The following is a 21830-nucleotide window of genomic DNA, read 5'->3' as shown; positions in this document are numbered from 1 at the left end:
GATCTCTCTGTCAAACAGGAGCCCTTGCCGCCTGGTCACCCTCTGCTTGCAAAAAGCCGGGGAGTGGGGAGACAAGGCTTGCGCCGTTTCGGTGAAGTTGTGATAGTGATGCATCATTGCAGATGACGGGAGGATGAGGATGGAAGCGGCGTTTTGGCATCAGAAGTGGAAAGAGAACCGGATTGGCTTTCATCAGGCAGACTTCAACCGCTGGCTGCAATCCTGGTGGTCTGCCCAGCAGGGGGACGAACCCGTGCTGGTGCCCCTGTGCGGCAAGTCCCGCGACATGCTCTGGCTGCGCGAGCAGGGTCATCCGGTGGATGGCTTCGAGCTCTCCGGGCTCGCCATTACCCAGTTTTTCGGCGAGAACAAGCTGAGTGCAGAGACAAGCGAGGTGGGCCCCTATCAGTGCCACCGGCACGAGGATCTGCGCATCTACCAGGGGGATTTTTTCGCCGCCCCCGAGCTGGGCCGACGTTATCGGCTGGTCTATGACAGGGCCGCCCTCATCGCCCTGCCGACGGCCATGCGCCGCCAGTATGCGACCCTGATGAGCCGCATGGTGGAGGCGGGGGGACAGATCCTGCTGGTGACCCTGGAGTATCAACCCGAGCAGCAGCAACAACCGCCGTTCTCGGTGGGGGAGATGGAGGTGCGTACCCTGTTCGAGCGTGACTTTGGCGTGGAGGTGCTGGGCCGGGCGGCGGAGCTGGATCACCCCAGAGTGCTCTCGGGGCAGCTCTCCTATTTCGATGAGGTGGCCTATCGCCTGATCCGCAGGGGGTGAGGCAAAACTGTGATCCCGCCTGACAAAGCGACAGGTGCCTTCCCCTTTGTTACCTCCTTTGACATAGATCAACGTGGTAAATCGGGGGAATGCCTAAGATGAGGCTGTTTCTCAATCACTGCTGGTGCCGACCGATAGGCTCTGGTTTGAACCCTCAGGCCGACCATCAACCCAGTGTCTGATTTTCACGCTCATGTTCACTTTTGGCGGCTCTGTCGCAATTGTTTTATGGTTTTTCCAGCCGACCCCCAGGGGTCGGCTTTTTATTGCCGGCGAGCGAGAGTCGGGGGAGGGGCGAGGCGGGATCAGGCCTCGAAGGTGGCGGCATTGAGCCGAAACGCCCTGGGGTCGTCGATGAACTGGCCGGTGATCCGCTCGTCGTGCTCGTGGCCCAGGCCATAGCTGCAGAGGATCAGCCGATCCGACGTTCTCGATCTCAGCTGGGTGATAAAGCGCACCAGATCGGCGCGACTGAGCTGCCCCACCTCCTCGCGCACCCGCTCCCGCTGATCGAAGCCCAGATCCTTGTTGCCGATGCTGACCCAGAGCCGCTGGCCGCGGCTGCGCAGGTTGGCGTCCCGCTCGCTGAGCTGGGCCTGCAGGCCCGCCTTGCTGTCCTGCCACTGCTGCTCGGTGAACTCCAGCATGGCGAGCGGGAAGAGATCGATGAACTCTTCCACCGCGTCCAGCAGGATCTGCGGCCCCGCCACGGGGGACTGGATATAGAAGATGAGGCCCGGGTGGCGGTTGAGGGGCAGGTTGCCGGCCCCCACCACGTAACCGAGCTGCTGGCGGGTGCGCAGCTCGTGGAAGAAGGTGGAGGACATGATGTGGTTGGCCAGGGTGAAGCAGGCGAGATCCCGTGCCCGGGTGGTGCGGGACTGGTAGTAGACCAGGAGCGCTGAGTCTTCGTGCTCGCAGCCCTGCTCGCGAATGAGAGTGCCCCTGTCCTGGATGGAGATGAGGGGGCGGCGGGTCTCGGCGCTGGGTTGGCTGCTGGGACCTAGGTGGCGCTCCAGCAGGGACGCGAGTTCGAGGGCCTCGGCCGCCGTCCAGTCGCCGTGCACCAGGGTCTCGATGTGCACCTCGGCGAAGAGCCGGGAGACGAAGTCGGGCATCTCGCCAAGTTCGATGGTGCGCAGGTGGCGCAGCAACTGCTCGAACGGCGGGTTGTTGGGTTGCAGCAAACTGGTGAGCTGGTTGAACAGCTGGGAGATGGGGCGGGTCTTGGACTGGTTCTCCCAGTTGCGGATGAGCTGCTCCTTGATCTCGCTGAAGCGCGCCGGATCCGGATACCCCAGGGTGCGGTTGCCGAGGATCATGTCGAGCAGCAGCGGCTGCTTGTCGGCAAAGCCGCTCAGGTTGATGGTAAAGCCTCCCTGATGGGCATAAATCTGGTACCCGAGCCCGGCGAGCTCGGCCGGGTAGGTGAGGGCGTTGAGGTGGTCGGTGAGCAGCTCCACCGCAAGCCTGGCCATGGCGATGTGACGCGGGCTTTTGACCGCATGTTCGCTGTCGATGGAGATATAGAGGCTGCCCTTGGGCACCCCAAACAGGTGCTCGTGCAGGTGCCAGAGGCGGAACCCTGGCCTGTCGATGAGGCAGGCGGGCATGTCGGCGGTCAGTGCCGGCAGACGGGCGTCGAGGCGGCTGCTGATGAAGGGGTTGGGCGCCGGCAGATGCAGGGCGGGATCGGGCTGGCTCTGTTGCCAGCGGATCTTCTCCGCCTCCGTGATGGTGGCCACGCCGTAGGGGGTCTGATACCAGCGGGCCAGGCGATCCGTGCTCACCTCGGGGGCCTGGATGGTCACCCTCAGGTTGTGGGGGGTCAGCTTGGCGAGGAAGCGCCGGATCAGCGGCTCGTCGAACTCGCGCATCATGTAGTCGCCGTGGAGCAGATCGTCCGGGGCATAGCTGAACAGGTTGAGCACCAGCCCTGAGACGGTATCCAGCGCCCGGCCCCGCTCCTGGAAGCGAAACGCGGATTCCAGCACGTTGCGTTTCTCGTCATAGCGCCAGGCCTGCACCCCATCCCGCTCAATGAGTTTCAGATAGCCGAACAGGGCGGCGATGATCTCGTCCACATGGTCAAGCCCGAGGGGGGTGAGGCCGAAGCTCACGCCAAAGTCATTGAAGTTGGCGCCACTGATGCCGCCGCCGGCGGCGAGCTGGTTGACCCAGCCCCTGCCCTTGAGCAGGGAGAGCAGGCTGCCTTCCCCTTCGTAGCCGATGAGGTGGCTCAGGAAGGTGAGGGGCTTCTTGTCGTAGAGGGCATCCACGCTCGGCAGCGGGAAGGTCAGGGCCAGCTTGCGGGTCTCCTTGACCGGTTTGATCTGGATGCGGATGCCGAGATCATCGAGCCGGTAGAGGGGCACCGACAGGGCCGGCGGGCCCAGGCGGCGATCCGGGATGGCACTGAAGAAGCGATCACACCAGGCCAGCTGGGTATCGATGGAGGCCGGCGAGAGCATCACCAGCGCCATGCGATCCGCGCTGTAGTGGGTCTCGTAGAACGCAATGAGGTCGGAGCGCAGATCCCGCCCCGGCAGATCCGCCAGGGTGTCCAGATTGCCGACCGAGAACTTGGCGAAGGGGTGGGCCGGGTTGACCGTCTCCTTGTGCACCTGATAGCTGCGGCGCACGTCGTCCTGCAGCTTGAGGCGATATTCGGAGTCGACCGCGTTGCGCTCCTTGTCGACCCACTCGGGGGCGAAGGTGGGGCAGATGAAGAACTGGGAGAAACGATGAAGCCCCGCCTCGAAGAAGCCGTTGTCGATGTCGAAGAAGAAGTTGGTGAACTCGGTCCCGGTCCAGGCGTTGTTGCTGCCCCCGTGGCGGCTCATGAACTGCTGATATTCGCCGGGTTTGGGATAAGTACGAGTACCGAGGAACAGCATATGCTCAAGGAAATGGGCCATGCCCTGGCGATCGACGGGGTCGTCGAAATGGCCGGTGTTGACGGCCAGGGAGGCGGCCGATTTATCGGTCTGTGGATCGCAGATCAACAGGACTCTGAGCCGGTTCGCCAGCTCCAGATAGTGATACCGCCGATGGTCGTTGGGACTGGCATATGGGCTCATTGGGGCGTGACTCGCGGTGAATTTATTTGAATTTAAACATGATTATCGACCCCGCTATCTCACGAGGCAAACCCTTTTCTGAGAGGTAGCGCAATTGTTTCCCCCGGCATGGCGGGGTAAGATCCCCCGGCTATTTAAACAGGCCCCCTGGGCGAGGTTGTAATGAAAATCTACATCATGCGTCATGGCCAGGCTGGCATGAACGCAAAGACTGATGAACAGCGTCCACTGACCGAACAAGGCATCGAAGAGTCCATCCACATGGCATGCTGGCTGGCTCCCCAGCTGACCGGCTCCCTGAGCCTGGTGATCCACAGCAACTACCTGCGTGCCAGACAGACCTGGCAGGCCATCGCCCCCGAGCTGCCCGAGGCCCTCAAGGTCGAGGAGAGTGGCGAGATCACCCCCTATGGCGATCCGGCCTTCGTGGCGAGCTACCTCACCGCGCTGGCGGCGGAGCACGACAACATTCTCATGGTCAGCCACCTGCCTCTGGTGGGGTATCTGGTGCAGAGCCTCTGTCCGGCTGCGGGCGCCCCCATGTTCGCCACCTCCGGCCTGGCCTGCATCGAGTGGCAAGATGGCAAAGGGGCCTTGCTCTGGCTGGAAGGACCGCATACAATACGGTAAAAGTTAATAAAAAGTTACAGATTGGTTTTTTGGGGAAGAGATAGGCGATTTTTCCGGTTTTTTATATAAATTTAACGGAATTATTTCGCAGAAGCTGCTGTCATACGGATACAACTGCAAGAGGTTGCAAACGATGAGAGTATTCAAGAAGTACCTGCCACTGATGGTGGCGAAACATGTCAAAACCTTCTTCAAGGGGCGCATTTATATCCACGGTAGGGGGCGCTTCGACTTCCAGTCGGGTTTGCTGATGATGCCGCTGCAGGCCGACATTCCCCATCGCCAGACGGTGCTCGAGGTCAACGAGCTGATTTCGAGGCTTCATATGGATGCCGCCTGAGGCACCCAGGGTTGACCCTCTTCCCCCATCATGCCCGCCCCAGTGCGGGCATGATGCTTGATGGCCCTGGGGAAGGCCGGGAGGGCCGCCTTCATCCAGGCTGACGCAACATCGTCGCCCCTGCATCAGAGCGCTTGCTTATCCCGTTTGCCTCTCTATACTCCCGCGAAATACCCGCCCCCTTTCTCTGGATATCGCGATGCACACCGCCTTCCTGTTTCCCTTCTCCTGCATGGCCATCTGGGCCGGCAATGGCATCGTCAGCAAGCTGGCGGTGGGCGTGCTCTCGCCGGCGGCCCTGGCCTGGTCGCGCTGGATGGTGGCGGCCCTGGTGCTGACCCCGTTTCTGGCCCATCGGGCCTGGCGGGATCGTGCCAGGTTGCGGGCCGGTTTCTACCAGCTGGCGGTGCTGGCCCTGCTCGGCATGGTGCTGAACCAGACCTTCGGCTATTACGCGGCCCAGACCCTGGGGGCCACCGAGATCGGGCTGATGATGGGGCTGACTCCGCTGATGACGGTGCTGCTCAGCATCTGGCTGCTGCGCGAACGGCCCACCTGGGGCGCCCTGCTCGGGGGCGTCATCTCCCTCTTCGGGCTAGGCATCCTGCTGGGGCAGGGGGATCCGGCCCGGCTGCTGACCCAGGGCATTCACATCGGCTCCGTCTACATGCTGCTCTCGGCTGCCACCTATGCGCTCTACAGCGTGCTGCTCAAACGCTGGGATCTGGGTCTGGACAACTGGTCCATGCTCTATGGTCAGGTGCTCTGCAGCCTCTTGTTCCTCACACCCTTCTATCTGCTGGTGGACGGGCACTGGCCCGATGGCAGCGCCCTCTGGCTCATCCTCTATGCGGGGATCCCGACCTCGGCCCTCTCCCCCTGGCTCTGGATGCAGGGCATCGCCCTGCTCGGGGCGAGCCGCACCGCCATTTTCATGAACCTGCTGCCGGTGATGACGGCCGCGCTCGCCATCAGCTGGCTCGGGGAGCGGCTCACCAGCTATCACCTCATCGGCGGCGGCATGACCCTGCTGGGGGTTCTGCTGGCCCAGTTGTTGGTCAGGCCCGTGAGGGTGCGAAGGCGGGCCCGGCTGGCGATGGCGAGCTGTCAGGAAGACTGAGATAAAAAAGACCGCCTCGAAGGCGGTCTTTTGCGATTCCGGGGCGGTTTATTGTGCCGTCAGATAGAGATCCTTGGCATAGACCAGGTCTTGCGGATTCTGATAGGGGTAGCCCTTGACGTTGGGCTTGAGCAGCCGGGATTTCACGTAGAAGTAGACGGGGGCGATGGGGGCCTCCTTGTCGATCAGCACTTCCGCCTGCTGATAGAGCCGGTTGCGCTCGGCCGGATCCTTGGCGTCATGGGCCTTGGCCAGCAGGGCGTCGTACTCCTTGTTGAACCACTTGCCGCTGTTGGCGCTGCTGCTGGAGGTCATGATGTCGAGGAAGGTGGAGGCATCGTTGTAGTCTCCGTTCCAGGAGTAGCGGCTCACCCCGAAGTCACCCTCGTTCAGGGCCGACACCATGGTCTTCCACTCCATGTTGTTGAGCTCCGCCTTGACCCCCAGGTTGTGCTTCCACATGGAGGAGATGGCCAGCGCTATCTTCTTGTGCCCCTCGTTGGTGTTGTAGAGGATATCCACCTCAAGCGGCTTGTCCGGGCCGTATCCGGCCTCGCCGAGCAGCGCCTTGGCCTGCTTGATGCGCTCCTCCTTGCTCATCAGCTCGCTGGCCGGGCGCTTGAGCTCGAAGCCGTCCACGCTCGGCGGGGTCAGGCTGAAGGCCGAGAGCTGACCCTGTCCCAGGATCTTCTCCGTAATGGTGTCCCTGTCTATGGCCAGGGAGAGCGCCTTGCGCACCCTGACGTCGTCGAAGGGTTTGCGCTGGGTGTTGAACACGTAGTAGTAGGTGGCGAGCAGGGGGGCGCTGACCAGCTCGTCCGGGCTCTGGCGCTTGATCTGCTGATACTGCTCCAGGGGATAGGTGGTGTAGTGCAGCTCGCTCGCACGATAGCGGTTGTAGGCCGCGGTATCGGAGACGATCTCGAGATAGACCACCTTGTTCAGCACTGTGTGCTGGTTGTCCCAGTAGTGGGGGTTGCGCTCGGCAATGAGGCGCTCGTTCGGGGTCCACTCCTTGAGGGCGAAGGCGCCGTTGGAGACGATGTTGCCCGGCTTGACCCACTCATGACCGAACTTCTCGATGGTCGCCCTGGGCGCCGGGAAGGTGGTGTAGTGGGAGAGGGTCTTCAGGAAGAAGGGGACCGGGTTTTTCAGGGTGATCTGCAGGGTGTGATCATCGAGCGCCTTGATCCCCAGGGCATCGGGTTTGGCCTTGCCCTGCACCACCTCGCTGGCGTTGGTGACACCGGTCAGCTCGATGAACCAGGCGTAGTTGGAGGCGTTCCTGGGATCCGCCGCCCGCTGCCAGCCATAGACGTAGTCTGCCGCCGTCACCGGCTCGCCGTTGGACCATTTGGCATCGGGTCTGAGCTTGAAGGTGTAGACGGTGCCCGTGGCGTCGAGCTCGTAGTCAAGGGCGCCGGCCGCCTGCAGCTTGCCGTTGCCATCCAGGGTGTAGAGCCCCTCGAACAGATCGTTGACGACGTCGCTGCCCGCGCTCTCTTCCACCATCTGGGGATCGATGGAGGCAGGCTCTGTGCCGATGTTGCGCACGAAGACTTGCTGGGCATCCGGCAGAAGCTGGGTGCCTTCAGGCACCTGGGCGGCCAGGGAGGGGAGGGCGAGCAGGGCGGCAACCGCGCCGGCAATGAGAGTCCTTTTCATTGAATATCCTTATGTTTTTTTGCTTCCAAAGCCTGGCCAGTGTGCGGGATTGAGGGGGAGATCTCAAGAGGCTCCCAACAGGCGGAGCCGGGAGGGGACTGTATGGGGGGAAGATGGAGAGAGACGACGACCAGGTGCATTCTTGTCACGAATTAACATGACCATGGAGGTCGAATGAACCCGGTTTTTTCGGCGAATGTTCCAGCCATGGCGGGCTTTCTGGCGATTTATGCGCCGCCTTAATTCGCTGCAAAAACAAAAAACAGGCGTTACATTAGGTTACAAAACAACGCTGCCGGGGATCGGCATTTTTTTTGCCGACACTTGCAAACGTTTTCAACGGCCAACGGAAACGATCTTAAAGGAACAAGAATGCGAAACATGATCACCATGGGCGAGTTCATCGTCAAAAAGCAGGCGGATTATCCCACCGCGACCGGCGAGCTGACCTCGCTGCTCAGCTCCATCCGCCTGGCCGCCAAGGTGGTGAACCGGGAGATCAACAAGGCGGGGCTGGCGGACATCATCGGCTCCATGGGCGCTGAAAACGTGCAGGGCGAGGTGCAGCAGAAGCTGGACGTTTACGCCAACGAGCGCTTCAAGGCGGCGCTGGAAGCCCGTGGCGAAGTGTGCGGCATGGCGTCCGAGGAGGAGGAGGATTTCGTCTCCTTCGATTCCGAGCTCTCCCGTCACTCCAAGTATGTGGTATTGATCGACCCCCTCGACGGCTCCTCCAACATCGACGTCAACGTCTCGGTCGGGACCATCTTCTCCATCTATCGCCGGGTCAGCAAGCCGGGCTCCGGGGTCACCCTGGAGGACTTCCTGCAGCCGGGCCACCGTCAGGTCGCGGCGGGTTACGTGGTCTACGGCTCCTCCACCATGCTGGTCTACACCACGGGCTTCGGGGTCAACGGCTTCACCTACGACCCTTCCATCGGGTGCTTCTGCCTCTCCCACGAGAACATCCGCATCCCGGAAGAGGGCAAGATCTACTCCATCAACGAGGGCAACTACATCAAGTTCCCGGACGGGGTGAAGAAGTACCTGAAGTACTGCCAGGAGCGTGACGAGGCGACCCACAGGCCCTACACCTCCCGTTACATCGGCTCCCTGGTGTCGGATTTCCACCGCAACCTGCTCAAGGGCGGCATCTACATCTATCCGTCCGGCACCAACTCTCCGAACGGCAAGCTGCGCCTGCTCTACGAGTGCAACCCCATGGCGTTTCTGGTGGAGCAGGCGGGTGGCAAGGCCTCAGACGGCTTTGGCCGCATCATGGATATCCAGCCCACCGCCCTGCACCAGCGCACCCCCTATTTCGTGGGGTCCACCAAGATGGTCGAGCGGGCCGAGGCCTTCATGCGGGAGTTCTCCGCCCACGAGGACCCGGCCAGCCAGGCGTGATCCGCGGACGATGAATCGTAGGTAAAAAAACGGGAGCCTTCAGGGCTCCCGTTTTATTTGGGCGAGCGGCTCGCCGCTCCATCACCGCCACCTCAGTGGCTGGCGTGACTGGCGAGATCCGCCAGCAGTCCGTCCACCAGCTTGAGCCTCATGACCCTGTCCTGGGTCGGCACCTGGAAGCGCAGCCGGGTCGGCCCGTCCATCTTGTAGATGCGTGGCTGCTCCGAGAGCAGCTTGACCAGATAGGCCGGATTGACCCTGGTTTCCTGGGTGAAGTCCAGATAGCCGCCGCGCTCGCTCATCTCCACCCGGCGAATGCCGAGCGCCGTGGCGCGCTGGCGGAAGGCGGCCAGCTCCATGAGGGTCTTGGTCGGTTCCGGCAAGAGGCCGAAGCGATCGATGAGCTCCACCTTGAGTTCGCGCAGCTCCTGCTCGTCCGCCGCGCTGGCAATGCGCTTGTACATGGAGAGGCGCATGTTGACGTCCGGGATGTAGTCGTCCGGCAAGAGGGCGGGCAGGCGCAGCTCCACCTCGGTGTGCTGGCTCATGAGCTGCTCCAGGGACGGCTCCTTGCCATGTTTCAGCGCCTCCACCGCCTGCTCCAGCATCTCCATGTAGAGGGTGAAGCCAACCGATTCGATCTGGCCGCTCTGATCGTCGCCGAGCAGCTCGCCGGCGCCGCGGATCTCCAGATCGTGGGTGGCCAGCGCAAAACCGGCGCCGAGATCTTCCAGCGACGCGATGGCCTCCAGCCGCTTGGCCGCATCCTTGGTCATCAGCTTGGGATGGGGGGTGAGCAGGTAGGCATAGGCCTGGTGGTGGGAGCGACCGACCCGGCCCCGCAACTGGTGCAGCTGGGCCAATCCCAAGTGATCCGCCCGGTCCATGATGATGGTGTTGGCGCTCGGCACGTCGATGCCGGTCTCGATGATGGTGGTGCAGACCAGCAGGTTGAAGCGCTGGTGGTAGAAGTCCGACATGATGCGCTCGAGGTCTCGCTCGCGCATCTGGCCGTGGGCGATGCCGATGCGCGCCTCCGGCACCAGCTCCGCCAGATCGGCGGCGCACTTCTCGATGCTCTCCACGTCGTTGTGCAGGTAGTAGACCTGACCGCCGCGCTTCAATTCCCGCAGCACCGCCTCGCGCACCACAGCCGGCTCGTGCTGGCGTACGAAGGTCTTGATGGCGAGCCGCTTGGCGGGCGGGGTGGCGATGATGGAGAGATCCCGCATGCCGGACATCGCCATGTTGAGGGTGCGCGGAATGGGGGTGGCGGTGAGGGTGAGGATGTCCACGTCGGCCCGCAGCGCCTTGATCTTCTCCTTCTGGCGCACCCCGAAGCGATGCTCCTCGTCGACGATGAGCAGGCCGAGATCCTTGAAGGTGAGCTCCGAGCCGAGCAGCTTGTGGGTGCCTATGATGATGTCCACCTTGCCATCGGCCAGCTCTTTCAAGACGCCGGTCTGCTCCTTGGCGGAGCGGAAGCGGCTCAGTACCTCGACCCGCACCGGCCAGTTCGCGAAGCGATCGCGGAAGTTGTCGTAGTGCTGCTGGGCGAGCAATGTGGTGGGCACCAGCACGGCCACCTGCTTGCCGCCGTGCACCGCCACGAAGGCCGCCCGCATCGCCACCTCCGTCTTGCCGAAGCCCACGTCGCCGCATACCAGGCGGTCCATGCTCTTGGCCTGGCACATGTCGCCGAGCACGGCGTTGATGGCGTTGAGCTGATCCTCGGTCTCCTCGAACGGGAAGCCAGCGGCAAACTGGCGGTAGGCCTCACGGTCGTGCTTGAAGGCAAAGCCGGCGCGCGCCGCACGGTGGGCATAGACGTCGAGCAGCTCGGCGGCCACGTCGCGCACCTTCTCGGCCGCCTTGCGCCGCGCCTTGACCCAGGCCTCGCCGCCGAGCTTGTGGCTGGGCGGGTTGTCGGATCCGGTGTAGCGGCTGATAAGGTGCAAACTGGTGACCGGCACGAACAGCTTGTCGCCGCCGGCGTATTCCAGGGTGAGGAACTCGGTGGGCAGGCCGCCGGCGTCTATGGTTTCCAGCCCCAGATAGCGACCGACCCCGTGATCGAGATGCACCACGGGCTGGCCCTGGGTCAGCTCGCCCAGGTTTCGGATCACCGCATCCGAGCTCAGGTTCTTGCTCTTGTCCCGTTGCCGTTTGCTGCGGATCTTGCCGCCCAGTAGCTCGGTCTCGGTGATGAGGGCCAGCGCCTCCTGCCCCGGCTCCTGCAACAGGAAGCCCCGCTCAAGGGGGCAGACCAGGAGCCCGTGGCGCGCCTCGCTCCCGAGGAAGGCATCGAGGGAGGCAAACTCCCGGGGTTGCAGGTTGATCCGCGCGAGCAGATCCCCGAGCCCTTCGCGGCGCCCCTCGGACTCCACCGCAAACAGGGTGCGTCCGGCAAAGTCTTGCAGGAACTGGCTGAGGGCCAGCAGGGGCTGCTCCTTGCTGTGATCGAGCTGCAGGTCGGGCAGGGGAGCGAGGGGCAGATCGTGCTGGCCCGCGCCGCCGTCACCGGCCGCCTCCTGCAGGCGTACGGCACCATAGTCGCCGAGGGCGGCGAAGAGCTGCTCCACCGGCAGGTAGATGTGCTGGGGCGGCAGCAGGGGACGGGTGTTGTCCCAGCGCCTGTCTTCATAGCGCTGGCCGATGTCGTTCCAGAAACGCTGGGCGGCAGGATAAATCTCTCCCACCGTGAGCAGCAGGGTGTTCGGCGGCAGATAGTCGAACAGGCTGGCGGTCTGCTGGAAGAAGAGCGGCAGGTAGTACTCGATGCCGGCGGGCCAGCGTCCCTTGCTCACCTCCTGATAGACGGAGCCCTCGGCACGGGAGATCTCGAACTGCTCCCGATACTGGCCGCGAAACAGCTCGATGGCCCCCTCGTCGGTGGGAAACTCCCGGGCGGGCAGCAGGCTCACCGACTCGACCGGCTCGCTGGAGCGCTGGCTCTCGGGATCGAAGGGGCGGATGCTGTCCACCTCGTCGTCGAAGAAGTCGATGCGATAGGGGCGGCTGCTCCCCATGGGGAAGAGATCCAGCAGGGAGCCGCGGGCGGCGAACTCGCCGTGCTCCAGTACCTGCTCCACCGCCACATAGCCCGCCTCGGCGAGGCGCCCCCGCAACTGCTGCAGGTTGAGGCGCTGGCCGCTTGTCACCATCAGGCTGTACTTGTCGAGGTAGGCCCGGGGGGCCGTGCGCAGCATCAGGGTGGAGATGGGTACGATGAGCACGCCGTGGCTCATCTGCGGCAGCCTGTAGAGGGTCTCGAGCCGCTGGGAGATGATGTCCTGATGGGGGGAGAAGCTGTCGTAGGGCAGGGTCTCCCAGTCCGGGAACAGCAGCACGGGGCAATCCTGATCGGCCAGCAGGAAGCCGAGTTCCTGTTCGAGGCGCAGGGCGCTCGGGGTATCTGCGGTCACCAGCAGAACGGGGCGGCGAACCTCCCGGGTGAGGCGGGCGGCGACCAGTGCCAGGCTGCTGCCGATCAGCTGGCCGAACGTTAACTTCTGGCCCGCCTTGGCGGGCAAGGCGGGGAGTGTCATTGGCATCATGGGATTCTTTCTGGCGTTGGCGTGTTTGTTGGCGTGGACGGGTTAGCGCTGGCGCTCCTGGGCACGCAGCTTGAGCTGTTTTGACTGCACGTGGAGGCTGGCGCGCACCAGCAGCTCCCGGTCATCCTCGCGGATCCGCACGTAGTCGAGCACCACGTGGGTGCCGTGCTCCCCGGGCTCCCGCTGCTTGACCTCGCCATAGCAGTAGACGGCGGAGGCCTCCTCCCGCAGGAAGATCTTGAGCCGCACTATCTGGTGCAGTGCCGGCGGTTCCCCGTGGCCCTGGCGCGGATGGAGGTAGGTGAGCTGGCCGGCACCGAAGCGCAGGGTATGGAAGCGATGTTCGGGATGATCCTGCGCCGCCAGCACATAGCCCATGATCATGTCGATCTTGCGGGACTGCTGGTTGATGATCTCCACCAGATCGTGCATGGATTCGTTCTGGTTGCGGATCAGGCGGCTGCTGACCAGGTCGATGGAGGTGATGGCAGAGGCGATGCGAAAGGGCTCGGGCAACTCGGCCTCCAGGGCCTCCAGCGTCGGCAGGTGGAAGTCGGCCGGCATGGGGATCACATTGACCGGCATGGCATGGGTGACGCTGAAGAACTGTTCCTGCATGGGGCTATCCCTTGTTGTCTTAACGATGTCGCGGTAGGGGCCGTTGGCGTTTCATCGCGACGCGGGGCTGGCGTGCCCGAGCGGACCGTCACGGGGCCCGTCCCTGGCAAAAGGCGCGGATCATGGCGCCAGGGAGGGTTGCAAAACCCGGCGAGGGAGCGGCCACCGCCTGCGTCCTGCACCGGTTCCGGCGCCACTTGCCGCAGCGACGCGGCTTGCGTTGAAGCGTCAACAGACCCTATTATCCGGCATCTTATTTTGTTGGCAACGTAGATATCCTTGAAGACCGGACTTTTTCAGCCACTCTCGCTGGCCATCGGCCTGCGTTACGCAGGCTCGCGACGCAGTAACCGCTTCGTCTCCTTTATCTCTTTGTTCTCCACCTTTGGCATCGCCATCGGGGTCACCGCCCTCATGGTGGTCATCTCGGTCATGAACGGATTCGAGGGACAGCTCAAGGGGCGGATCCTCGGGGTGATCCCCCATGTGGTGGTGACCAACCAGGCCGGGCGCATGGCGGCCGAGCCAGAGGGTCTGCCCGATCTGGCCGGGCTGCCCCACGTGGTGGCCACGGCGCCCATGCTCGACAGCGAAGGCATGCTGCAAAGCCCGGGCCAGCTCACCGGCGTCAGCGTGCAGGGCATCGACCCCGCCCGCTGGCCCAAGGATGACATCCTGCACACCCAGATGCTGGGGGGGCGCCTGGACAGCCTGCAGCGCGGTGAATACCACATCGTACTGGGGCAGGGGGTGGCCAACCGGCTCAAGGTCTCCATTGGCGACCAGGTGCGCCTCATCCTGACCGAAGGCACCCGTTTTACCCCCTTTGGCCGAGTCCCGGCCCAGCGCCTCTTCACCGTCTCCGGCATCTTCGGGGTCGGTGCGGACGTGGACAGCCAGGTGGCGCTCATCGCCCTGGGGGATGCCCAGCGCATGCTGCGCCTGCCTGCGGACCAGGTAGGCGGCATTCGCCTCTGGCTCGACGATCCCTTCGCCGCCGACGAGGTGATCAAGACCGTCCTGCCGGACGGGCTGGAGTGGCAGGACTGGCGCCGCGAGCGCGGCGAGCTGTTCCAGGCGGTGGCCATGGAGAAGCGCATGATGGGGCTGATGCTGGTGCTCATCATCGCGGTCGCCACCTTCAACATCCTCTCCGCCCTGGTGATGGTGGTCACCGACAAGGAAGGGGAGGTGGCCATACTGCGCACCATGGGCATGAGCGAGTCCGGCATCGTCAAGATCTTCATGGTGCTGGGGGCGTCGAGCGGCGTCATCGGCGCCCTGGTGGGCGGCCTTGCTGGGCTGGCGCTCTGTCTCGGTCTCAACCCCCTGCTCGATGGGCTGGGGCTCAACCTCTATATGGCGGCCGGCGGGGCCGGTCTGCCGGTCATCGTCGAACCGGCCCAGGTGGTGACCATCCTGCTGGGAGCCGTGCTGCTCAGCTTCAGTGCCACCCTCTATCCGGCGGCCCGTGCGGCCCGGGTAAAACCGGCCGAGGCACTGCGTTATGAATAGTGCCGTGAATCATTCATCTTCTGTTGCGACCCCCGGTGCGAGTGCCGGCGTCGTGACTGGTATATGTGGAGTCCCCTGTATGAATCAACCCCAGTCCCGTGAGCCGCTGCTGCGCTGCCAGGCCCTCAACCATGTCTACAAAGAGGGCAATCTGGAGACCCAGGTGCTCAAGGGGATCGATCTCTGTGTCGCCCCCGGCGAAATGCTGGCGGTGGTGGGAAGCTCGGGCTCGGGCAAGACCACCTTGCTGCACCTGATGGGGGCGCTGGACAACCCCTCCAGCGGCGCCGTGCTGTTCAAGGGGCAGGACATCCATGGCTGGGACAGCCGTACCCAGGCCAGATTCCGCAACCAGGAGCTGGGCTTCGTCTATCAGTTCCACCACCTGCTCTCCGAGTTCAGCGCGCTGGAAAATGCCGCCATGCCGCTGCTGATCGCGGGTGAATCGGTGGCGGTCGCCACCGAGAAGGCGAGCAGGATGCTGGGACGGGTGGGGCTCTCCCATCGCCTCCACCATCGTCCGTCCGAGCTCTCCGGCGGCGAGCGCCAGCGGGTGGCCATCGCCCGGGCGCTGGTCAACGAGCCCAGCCTGGTGCTGGCGGACGAGCCCACCGGCAACCTGGACCACGCCAGCGCCACCGCCGTCTACGAGCTTCTGTGCGAGCTCAACCGCGAGCTCGGCACGGCGTTCGTGGTGGTCACCCATGACTTGAGCCTGGCCGCCAAGCTGCACCGGCGGGTGACCCTGGTGAGCGGCATCATGGCGGAGGTCGCCTGATGTTCAAGCCGCTGCCCCTCTTCCTGGGCCTGCGTTACAGCCGCTCCCGCCGTCGCAACGGTTTCATCGCCTTTATCTCGGCCTCCTCCCTCATCGGCATCGCCCTCGGGGTGATGGCGCTGATCCTGGGGCTCTCCGCCATGAACGGCTTCGAGCGGGAGCTCAAGAACCGGGTGCTCTCCGTGGTGCCCCACGGCGAGCTCATCGGCATGGAGGCGCCGCTGCCGGACTGGCCGAGGCTCAGAGATTACCTGCTGGCCCAGCCGGGGATCGAGGCGGCTGCCCCCGTCATTCGTCTGGACGGCCTGCTGGAGCACGGCTCGGCCATCAAGGGGGTGCAGGTGCGTGCCGTGCTGCCCGAGCTCGAGGCCAATCTGTCCGATGCGGGCAAGTACATGACGGGGCGAGGCTTTCGCGAACTGCAGGCGGGCGAGCACGGCCTCATCCTCGGCAAGACCATCGCCGACAAGCTGGGGGTCAAGATAGGGGACTCGGTCGCCCTGCTGCTGCCCCAGGGGGGCGATGCCACCGGCATCAAGAACCCGAAGCGGGAGGTGCTCAAGGTGGTGGGCCTGCTCGAGATCGGCGGCCAGCTCGACGGCCTGCTCGGTTTCATGCATCTGGCCGACGCCCAGGCCATCACCGGCATGGGCAGCGCCGTGGAGGGCTTCAGCCTCAAGGTGAGCGACGTGCTCAAGGCGCAGTCCATCACGGTGGCGGCGGCCCAGAAATTCCCGCACTACGTCTACATCAGCAGCTGGATGAGCCGCCAGGGCTATCTCTATCAGGACATCCAGATGGTGCGCACCGTGATGTACGTGGTGATGCTGATGGTGGTGGCGGTGGCCTGTTTCAACATCGTCTCCACCCTGGTGATGGCGGTGAACGAGAAGCGCAGCGAAATCGCCATCCTCAAGACCATGGGGGCGAGCCCCGGCCAGATCCGGCTCACCTTCGTCATCCAGGGCATGGTGAACGGGGTGGCGGGTGCCCTCCTAGGCGCCCTGCTCGGCGGCCTGCTCTCCAGCAAGCTGACCCAGATCCTGGGCGCCATCGAAGGGGTGATCGGCCACCGTTTCCTCAATCCGGACATCTACTTCATCGACTTCCTGCCCACCGAGCTGCACATGCAGGACGTGGGGATAGTGACAGGTGCGGCCATCCTGATGAGCCTGGTGGCGACCCTCTACCCCGCCTGGCGGGCGAGCGGCCTGGTGCCGTCACGGGAGCTGGGACACTGATCCGGACACCACCACGGTGTCAAAATAAAGAAGGGCCCGCCGGCATTGCCGACGGGCCCTTCGCATTTGCGGGGGTCAGTGGGCGTTCAGCTCGTCCAGGGGAAGCGAGAAGCTCGGCACAAAGACATCGATAAAGTAGCGCATGGGCGGGTTCATCCGCTCGGTCAGCATCTGTTCGAGGCGCTTGCGCGCCGGCTCGAACTCCCGGTTGCCGACGCTCAACTCCTCCAGGCACTTGGTGTAGGCGCAGAGGGTGTCGGCGTCCTTCACCAGCCGGGCGAGGTCGTCATCCTGGGCTGCCGAGTCGAGCAGGGGGCGAAAGTCCTCCACCAGCTCGGGCGGCAGCATCCCCAGCAGGCGCTGCTCGGCCGCGAGCTCTATCTTTTTGTATTCCCGGGCAATCTCGGGATTGAAATACTTGACCGGGGTGGGCAGATCCCCGGTCAGCACCTCGCTGCCGTCGTGGTAGAGGGCCATGACGGCGGCGCGATCGGCATCGACATGGCCGCCGAACAGCCGGTTGCCGATGACGCCGAGGGCATGGGCCACCATGGCCACCTGCAGGCTGTGCTCGGCGATGTTCTCGGGCTGGATGTTGCGCATCAGCGGCCAGCGGTAGATGAGCCGCATGCGGGAGAGGTTGGCGAAGAAGTGGCTGGGGAGCATGGGGGCCTCGAACTGGGAAATAAAAAGGGCAGACCCTAGTCTGCCCTTTTTTTCGGTTCCAGGCATCGCCCTCAGCGAATATAGCGGCCCGACTCCGCCTCCTGATTGGTCACTATCATCTGGCCGATGGGGGCCAGGCTGATGAGCGCCAGCTTGAGATGCTGGATGCCGAACGGGATGCCGACGATGGTGACGAAACAGGCCAGCGCCGAGGCGATGTGGCCGATGGCGAGCCAGACACCGATCAGCACGAACCAGAGAATGTTGCCAATCATCCCGAGCGCGCCGGTGCCGATGTCGCTCTGGCCCGTCATGGCCTTGCGGCTTACCGCCTGCTTGCCAAACGGGAAGAAGGTGAAGGTGCCGATGACGAAGCAGGCGCGCCCCCAGGGGATCCCGATGAGGGAGACGAAGCAGAGCAGCCCCGCCAGCCACCAGGCCAGCCCCATGAAGACGCCTCCGAGCAGGAACCAGAGCAGATTGAACAAGAAGCGGAAAAAGGACATGTGGGTGACTCCAGGGTCATGAATTGGTTGTCACCATAGCGAGCCCTGCCGGGGGACGCAATGGCACAGGCGAGAAGGTGGACAATTTGGGTCGCAACACGCCATTTTGGCGGTCGATTGGGACAGGATGGCGATCAAAATGGCCCGTTCGCCGTGAAAAAGAGTGAGCCAGTGCAAATTATTGCGGATCGATTGCTTGAACTCGGTGCAAGGCTTCCCCATATAGGAGAAAGTCTTGCGCAAATTGTGCTGTCTGTGCCCCGGATGGGGGACGTGCGGCTCGACGCGACCACTGCACGCCGCTATAATGTCGCGTCATATTTTCTCATCACAAAGACAGTCGTTGTCTTTATAAACAGGAAGACTCCGGGTTCGCCCGGGGGCAATAAAGGGTCAGCACGCAGTGCTGAGTTGAACGAGGTAAAAGAATGCAAGTTTCTGTAGAGACAACCCAGGGTCTGGAACGCCGTCTTACCATCACTGTACCGGCCGCTACCGTTGACGCCGCCGTGCGCAAAGAATTGAATGGCCTGGCCAAGACTCGTCGCATCGACGGTTTCCGTCCTGGCAAGGCTCCGGTTGCCATTATCAAGAAGATGTTCGGTGCCATGGCTCACGCCCGTGTTGCCGATGAAATGATGCAGAACAACTTCATCAAGGCCATCATCGAGAACAAACTGAGCCCGGCCGGTGCGCCGACCATGGATCCGAAAGAGATCAAGGAAGGCCAGGACTTCGAATTCACCGCTACCTTCGAAGTGTACCCGGAGTTCGAGATCGCCGGTCTGGAGAGCATCAAGGTTGAGAAGCCGGTTGCCTCCGTCAAGGATACCGATCTGGCCAACATGATCGACACCCTGCGCAAGCAGCACGCCACCTGGTCCGAAACTGACGCAGTTGCCGCCAACGGCATGCGCGTGACCCTGGACTTCGTCGGTTCCATCGACGGTGAAGAGTTTGACGGCGGCAAGGCCGAAGGCTTCACGCTGGAACTGGGCGCCGGTCGCATGATCCCGGGCTTCGAAGACGCCATTCTGGGCAAGAAAGCGGGCGACGAGTTCACCATCGACGTGACTTTCCCAGCCGACTACCACGCCGAAGCCCTGAAGGGCAAGGCTGCCAAGTTCGCCTCCAAGCTGCACAAGGTTGAAGAGCAGATCCTGCCCGAGCTGACCGAAGAGTTCGTCAAGCGTTTCGGCATCGAGAGCGGCAGCGTTGAAGAGCTGAAAGCCGAAGTGCGCAAGAACATGGAACGCGAACTGGCCCAGGCCCTGAAAAACAGCGTGAAAGAGCAGGTGCTGAACGGCCTGGTTGAAGCCAACCAGATCGATCTGCCGAAGGCTGCCGTTGCTCAGGAAATCGACACCCTGCGTCAGCAGGCTCTGCAGCGCTTCGGTGGCTTCCAGGGCGGCAACGCTCCCGAGCTGCCGGCCGAGCTGTTCCAGGCCCAGGCCGAACGTCGCGTACGCGTTGGCCTGCTGCTGGGCGATGTGATCCGCACCAACGAGATCAAGGCTGACGAAGCCCGTGTGACCAGCATCATCGAGTCCATGGCCACCGCTTACGAAGATCCGAAGGAAGTGATCGAGTACTACCAGCAGAACGAGCAGATGCTGAACGGCGTGCGTAACCTGGCCATTGAAGATCAAGCCATCGATCTGATCCTGTCCAAGGCGCAAGTGACCGAGAAAGAAGTGGCCTTCGACGAAGTGATCAACAAGTCCGGTGCCGCTGCCTAAGAACATTTGACTTAAGGTCAAAACTGTTAAGTATAATGGCTCGTGTGATCTCCACTCGGGCCATTTTATTTTAGGGACAATGCCTTATGTACAAGAACTATAACGATGTGACTGAATCCCCACGCAATGCGCTCATCCCTATGGTGGTCGAGCAGACGGCTAAGGGTGAGCGTTCCTACGACATCTATTCCCGTCTGCTCAAGGAGCGGGTGATCTTCCTGACCGGACAGGTCGAGGACCACATGGCGAACCTGGTGGTGGCTCAGCTGCTGTTCCTGGAGTCCGAGAACCCGGATCAGGACATCAGCATCTACATCAACTCGCCGGGTGGCGCCGTCACTGCGGGTATGTCCATCTATGACACCATGCAGTTCATCAAACCGGATGTCAGCACCGTCTGCATGGGGCAGGCCTGCTCCATGGGGGCCTTCCTGCTGGCCGGTGGCGCCAAGGGCAAGCGTTTCTGCCTGCCCAATGCCCGTGTGATGATCCACCAGCCGCTGGGCGGCTTCCAGGGTCAGGCTTCTGACATCCAGATCCATGCCCAGGAGATCCTGAAAATCAAGAATACCCTGAACGATCGTCTGGCGTTCCATACCGGCCAGGACATGGTCACCATCGAGCGCGACACCGACCGTGACAACTTCATGTCGGCGGAGCAGGCCGTGGCCTATGGTCTGGTTGACGGCATCCTGAGCCAGCGCGGCTGAGCAGGGTATCCCGTCCTGTTGTAAACTCAACAGGACGATCCATCCTCTATTGATAAAACGAGGTCGCTGAATGACAGAGAAACGCAAGGGTGAGGGCGACAAGCTGCTGTATTGCTCTTTCTGCGGCAAAAGCCAGCATGAAGTGCGCAAGCTGATCGCTGGCCCTTCCGTCTACGTATGTGATGAGTGTGTCGAGCTGTGCAACGACATCATCCGCGAGGAGATCCGCGAGATCTCTCCCAAGCGCGATGGTAGCGACCTGCCGACCCCTCATGAAATCCGCGCCCATCTGGACGACTACGTGATCGGGCAGGAGTACGCCAAGAAGGTGCTGGCGGTCGCCGTCTACAACCACTACAAGCGTCTGCGCAGCGGCAGCGAGTCCGGTGGCGTGGAGCTGGGCAAGTCCAACATCCTGCTGATTGGCCCGACCGGCAGCGGCAAGACCCTGCTGGCCGAAACGCTGGCACGCCTGCTGGATGTGCCCTTCACCATGGCCGATGCCACCACCTTGACCGAAGCCGGTTACGTGGGCGAGGACGTGGAGAACATCATCCAGAAGTTGCTGCAAAAGTGCGACTACGACGTGGAGAAGGCCCAGCGCGGCATCGTCTACATCGACGAGATCGACAAGATCTCCCGCAAGTCGGACAACCCCTCCATCACCCGCGACGTTTCCGGGGAAGGGGTGCAGCAGGCTTTGCTGAAGCTGATCGAGGGCACCATTGCCTCAGTGCCGCCGCAAGGTGGTCGCAAGCACCCGCAGCAGGAGTTCCTGCAGGTCGACACCTCCAAGATCCTCTTCATCTGTGGAGGCGCCTTTGCGGGTCTGGACAAGGTGATCGAGCAGCGCTCCGTCAAGGGAACCGGCATCGGTTTTGGCGCCGAGGTGAAGTCCAAGAATGCCAAGGCAACCCTGAGCGAGAACTTTGCCAAGGTGGAGCCGGAAGATCTCATCAAGTACGGTCTCATCCCCGAGTTCATCGGTCGTCTGCCGGTGGTCGCGACCCTGACCGAGCTGGACGAGGCCGCCCTCATCCAGATCCTGAAAGAGCCGAAGAACGCGCTGACCAAGCAGTATGCCGCCCTGTTCGCTCTGGAAGAGGTGGAACTGGAGTTCCGTGACGACGCTCTGAACGCCATCGCCCGCAAGGCCATGGAGCGCAAGACCGGTGCCCGCGGTCTGAGATCCATCGTCGAAGCCGTGCTGCTTGACACCATGTATGACCTGCCGTCCCTGAAAGGGGTCAGCAAGGTGGTGATCGACGAGACGGTGATCAAGGGAGACTCAGCGCCCCTGATGATCTACGACAATCCCGAGACTCAGGCCGCAGCCTCAGAGTAACTGTCTGATTTTTAATCACATAAAGGGGCTTTTTGCCCCTTTCATGCTTTTTACGGCCAAGGCGATTGAATCTCATCTTTGCGCCCCCATATACTCAGCCAAGCGCTTTGCCAACGGTATAACAAG

Annotated in this window: 17 protein-coding genes; 11 read left to right on the top strand and 6 right to left on the bottom strand. The window is 62.8% G+C overall.

Annotated features, from left to right (window positions below):
- Nucleotides 1–139 precede the first annotated feature (139 nt).
- A complete protein-coding gene (locus tag AB5Y72_RS05700; protein ID WP_042075539.1) occupies nt 140–787 on the top strand; it encodes a thiopurine S-methyltransferase in 648 nt (215 codons plus the stop codon).
- Nucleotides 788–1092: 305 nt separating this feature from the next.
- On the opposite strand, the gene AB5Y72_RS05695 is transcribed toward AB5Y72_RS05700, so the two are convergent.
- The gene (locus tag AB5Y72_RS05695) at nt 1093–3867 is read right to left on the bottom strand and encodes an insulinase family protein (RefSeq protein WP_368198670.1); all 2775 of its coding nucleotides are present in this window, start codon (nt 3865–3867) and stop codon (nt 1093–1095) included.
- 162 nt (nt 3868–4029) lie between these two features.
- On the opposite strand from AB5Y72_RS05695, the gene sixA reads away from it, so the two are divergent.
- The 3 genes from sixA (at nt 4030) to AB5Y72_RS05680 (ending at nt 5957) form a co-directional block, all read left to right on the top strand.
- Nucleotides 4030–4497 (top strand): phosphohistidine phosphatase SixA, encoded by a 468-nt coding sequence (sixA, locus tag AB5Y72_RS05690; RefSeq protein WP_042075542.1) that lies wholly within the window; start codon nt 4030–4032, stop codon nt 4495–4497.
- Between the two features lie 133 nt (nt 4498–4630).
- The gene (locus tag AB5Y72_RS05685; protein WP_005324080.1) at nt 4631–4837 is read left to right on the top strand and encodes a DUF1107 domain-containing protein; all 207 of its coding nucleotides are present in this window, start codon (nt 4631–4633) and stop codon (nt 4835–4837) included.
- 199 nt (nt 4838–5036) lie between these two features.
- Complete coding sequence (locus tag AB5Y72_RS05680; RefSeq protein WP_042075545.1) at nt 5037–5957, top strand: DMT family transporter; 921 nt, start codon at nt 5037–5039, stop codon at nt 5955–5957.
- Nucleotides 5958–6005: 48 nt separating this feature from the next.
- Here the strand turns inward: AB5Y72_RS05680 and AB5Y72_RS05675 are convergent, their stop codons facing one another.
- Complete coding sequence (locus AB5Y72_RS05675) at nt 6006–7622, bottom strand: peptide ABC transporter substrate-binding protein (protein ID WP_325782285.1); 1617 nt, start codon at nt 7620–7622, stop codon at nt 6006–6008.
- A 372-nt stretch (nt 7623–7994) separates the two neighbouring features.
- Here AB5Y72_RS05675 and fbp point away from each other — a divergent pair, with 372 nt between their 5' ends.
- Complete coding sequence (fbp, locus tag AB5Y72_RS05670) at nt 7995–9029, top strand: class 1 fructose-bisphosphatase (RefSeq protein WP_042075549.1); 1035 nt, start codon at nt 7995–7997, stop codon at nt 9027–9029.
- A gap of 92 nt (nt 9030–9121) precedes the next feature.
- Here the strand turns inward: fbp and mfd are convergent, their stop codons facing one another.
- A complete protein-coding gene (mfd, locus tag AB5Y72_RS05665; RefSeq protein ID WP_325782286.1) occupies nt 9122–12586 on the bottom strand; it encodes a transcription-repair coupling factor in 3465 nt (1154 codons plus the stop codon).
- 42 nt (nt 12587–12628) lie between these two features.
- Complete coding sequence (locus tag AB5Y72_RS05660) at nt 12629–13204, bottom strand: PilZ domain-containing protein (RefSeq protein ID WP_042075552.1); 576 nt, start codon at nt 13202–13204, stop codon at nt 12629–12631.
- Between the two features lie 279 nt (nt 13205–13483).
- Between AB5Y72_RS05660 and AB5Y72_RS05655 the strand changes: the two genes are divergently transcribed.
- The 3 genes from AB5Y72_RS05655 (at nt 13484) to lolE (ending at nt 16738) form a co-directional block, all read left to right on the top strand.
- Nucleotides 13484–14719: a lipoprotein-releasing ABC transporter permease subunit gene (locus tag AB5Y72_RS05655; protein WP_325782287.1), complete on the top strand. Its 1236-nt coding sequence runs from the start codon at nt 13484–13486 to the stop codon at nt 14717–14719.
- A 79-nt stretch (nt 14720–14798) separates the two neighbouring features.
- A complete protein-coding gene (gene lolD / locus AB5Y72_RS05650) occupies nt 14799–15497 on the top strand; it encodes a lipoprotein-releasing ABC transporter ATP-binding protein LolD (RefSeq protein ID WP_209792069.1) in 699 nt (232 codons plus the stop codon).
- Nucleotides 15497–16738 (top strand): lipoprotein-releasing ABC transporter permease subunit LolE, encoded by a 1242-nt coding sequence (gene lolE, locus AB5Y72_RS05645; protein WP_042075558.1) that lies wholly within the window; start codon nt 15497–15499, stop codon nt 16736–16738. The genes lolD and lolE overlap by 1 nt, the downstream gene beginning before the upstream one ends.
- Nucleotides 16739–16813: 75 nt before the next feature.
- Here the strand turns inward: lolE and yfbR are convergent, their stop codons facing one another.
- Both yfbR and AB5Y72_RS05635 read right to left on the bottom strand, forming a co-directional pair.
- Nucleotides 16814–17404 carry a 5'-deoxynucleotidase gene (gene yfbR / locus AB5Y72_RS05640; protein WP_042075561.1) on the bottom strand — a complete coding sequence of 197 codons (591 nt, stop codon included), beginning with the start codon at nt 17402–17404 and terminating at the stop codon, nt 16814–16816.
- Nucleotides 17405–17475: 71 nt separating this feature from the next.
- Nucleotides 17476–17910, bottom strand: a complete 435-nt coding sequence (locus tag AB5Y72_RS05635) for a YccF domain-containing protein (RefSeq protein WP_325782288.1) — start codon at nt 17908–17910, stop codon at nt 17476–17478.
- Nucleotides 17911–18338: 428 nt separating this feature from the next.
- Between AB5Y72_RS05635 and tig the strand changes: the two genes are divergently transcribed.
- The 3 genes from tig (at nt 18339) to clpX (ending at nt 21704) form a co-directional block, all read left to right on the top strand.
- Nucleotides 18339–19649, top strand: a complete 1311-nt coding sequence (tig, locus tag AB5Y72_RS05630; protein ID WP_042075565.1) for a trigger factor — start codon at nt 18339–18341, stop codon at nt 19647–19649.
- Between the two features lie 86 nt (nt 19650–19735).
- Nucleotides 19736–20359 (top strand): ATP-dependent Clp endopeptidase proteolytic subunit ClpP, encoded by a 624-nt coding sequence (gene clpP / locus AB5Y72_RS05625; protein ID WP_325782290.1) that lies wholly within the window; start codon nt 19736–19738, stop codon nt 20357–20359.
- Nucleotides 20360–20429: 70 nt separating this feature from the next.
- Nucleotides 20430–21704, top strand: a complete 1275-nt coding sequence (gene clpX / locus AB5Y72_RS05620) for an ATP-dependent protease ATP-binding subunit ClpX (RefSeq protein ID WP_042075566.1) — start codon at nt 20430–20432, stop codon at nt 21702–21704.
- Nucleotides 21705–21830 lie beyond the last annotated feature (126 nt).

Source organism: Aeromonas sp. R7-4 (assembly GCF_040908055.1).
Classification (GTDB): Bacteria; Pseudomonadota; Gammaproteobacteria; order Enterobacterales; family Aeromonadaceae; genus Aeromonas; species Aeromonas sanarellii.
This window is presented reverse-complemented; position numbering and strand designations above follow the sequence as displayed.

Coding starts and splice junctions, on each gene's coding strand:
- AB5Y72_RS05700 (WP_042075539.1), top strand. CDS start 140: ATGGAAGCGGCGTTTTGGCATCAGAAGTGGAAAGAGAACCGGATTGGC.
- AB5Y72_RS05695 (WP_368198670.1), bottom strand. CDS start 3,867: ATGAGCCCATATGCCAGTCCCAACGACCATCGGCGGTATCACTATCTG.
- sixA (WP_042075542.1), top strand. CDS start 4,030: ATGAAAATCTACATCATGCGTCATGGCCAGGCTGGCATGAACGCAAAG.
- AB5Y72_RS05685 (WP_005324080.1), top strand. CDS start 4,631: ATGAGAGTATTCAAGAAGTACCTGCCACTGATGGTGGCGAAACATGTC.
- AB5Y72_RS05680 (WP_042075545.1), top strand. CDS start 5,037: ATGCACACCGCCTTCCTGTTTCCCTTCTCCTGCATGGCCATCTGGGCC.
- AB5Y72_RS05675 (WP_325782285.1), bottom strand. CDS start 7,622: ATGAAAAGGACTCTCATTGCCGGCGCGGTTGCCGCCCTGCTCGCCCTC.
- fbp (WP_042075549.1), top strand. CDS start 7,995: ATGCGAAACATGATCACCATGGGCGAGTTCATCGTCAAAAAGCAGGCG.
- mfd (WP_325782286.1), bottom strand. CDS start 12,586: ATGATGCCAATGACACTCCCCGCCTTGCCCGCCAAGGCGGGCCAGAAG.
- AB5Y72_RS05660 (WP_042075552.1), bottom strand. CDS start 13,204: ATGCAGGAACAGTTCTTCAGCGTCACCCATGCCATGCCGGTCAATGTG.
- lolD (WP_209792069.1), top strand. CDS start 14,799: ATGAATCAACCCCAGTCCCGTGAGCCGCTGCTGCGCTGCCAGGCCCTC.
- lolE (WP_042075558.1), top strand. CDS start 15,497: ATGTTCAAGCCGCTGCCCCTCTTCCTGGGCCTGCGTTACAGCCGCTCC.
- yfbR (WP_042075561.1), bottom strand. CDS start 17,404: ATGCTCCCCAGCCACTTCTTCGCCAACCTCTCCCGCATGCGGCTCATC.
- AB5Y72_RS05635 (WP_325782288.1), bottom strand. CDS start 17,910: ATGTCCTTTTTCCGCTTCTTGTTCAATCTGCTCTGGTTCCTGCTCGGA.
- tig (WP_042075565.1), top strand. CDS start 18,339: ATGCAAGTTTCTGTAGAGACAACCCAGGGTCTGGAACGCCGTCTTACC.
- clpP (WP_325782290.1), top strand. CDS start 19,736: ATGTACAAGAACTATAACGATGTGACTGAATCCCCACGCAATGCGCTC.
- clpX (WP_042075566.1), top strand. CDS start 20,430: ATGACAGAGAAACGCAAGGGTGAGGGCGACAAGCTGCTGTATTGCTCT.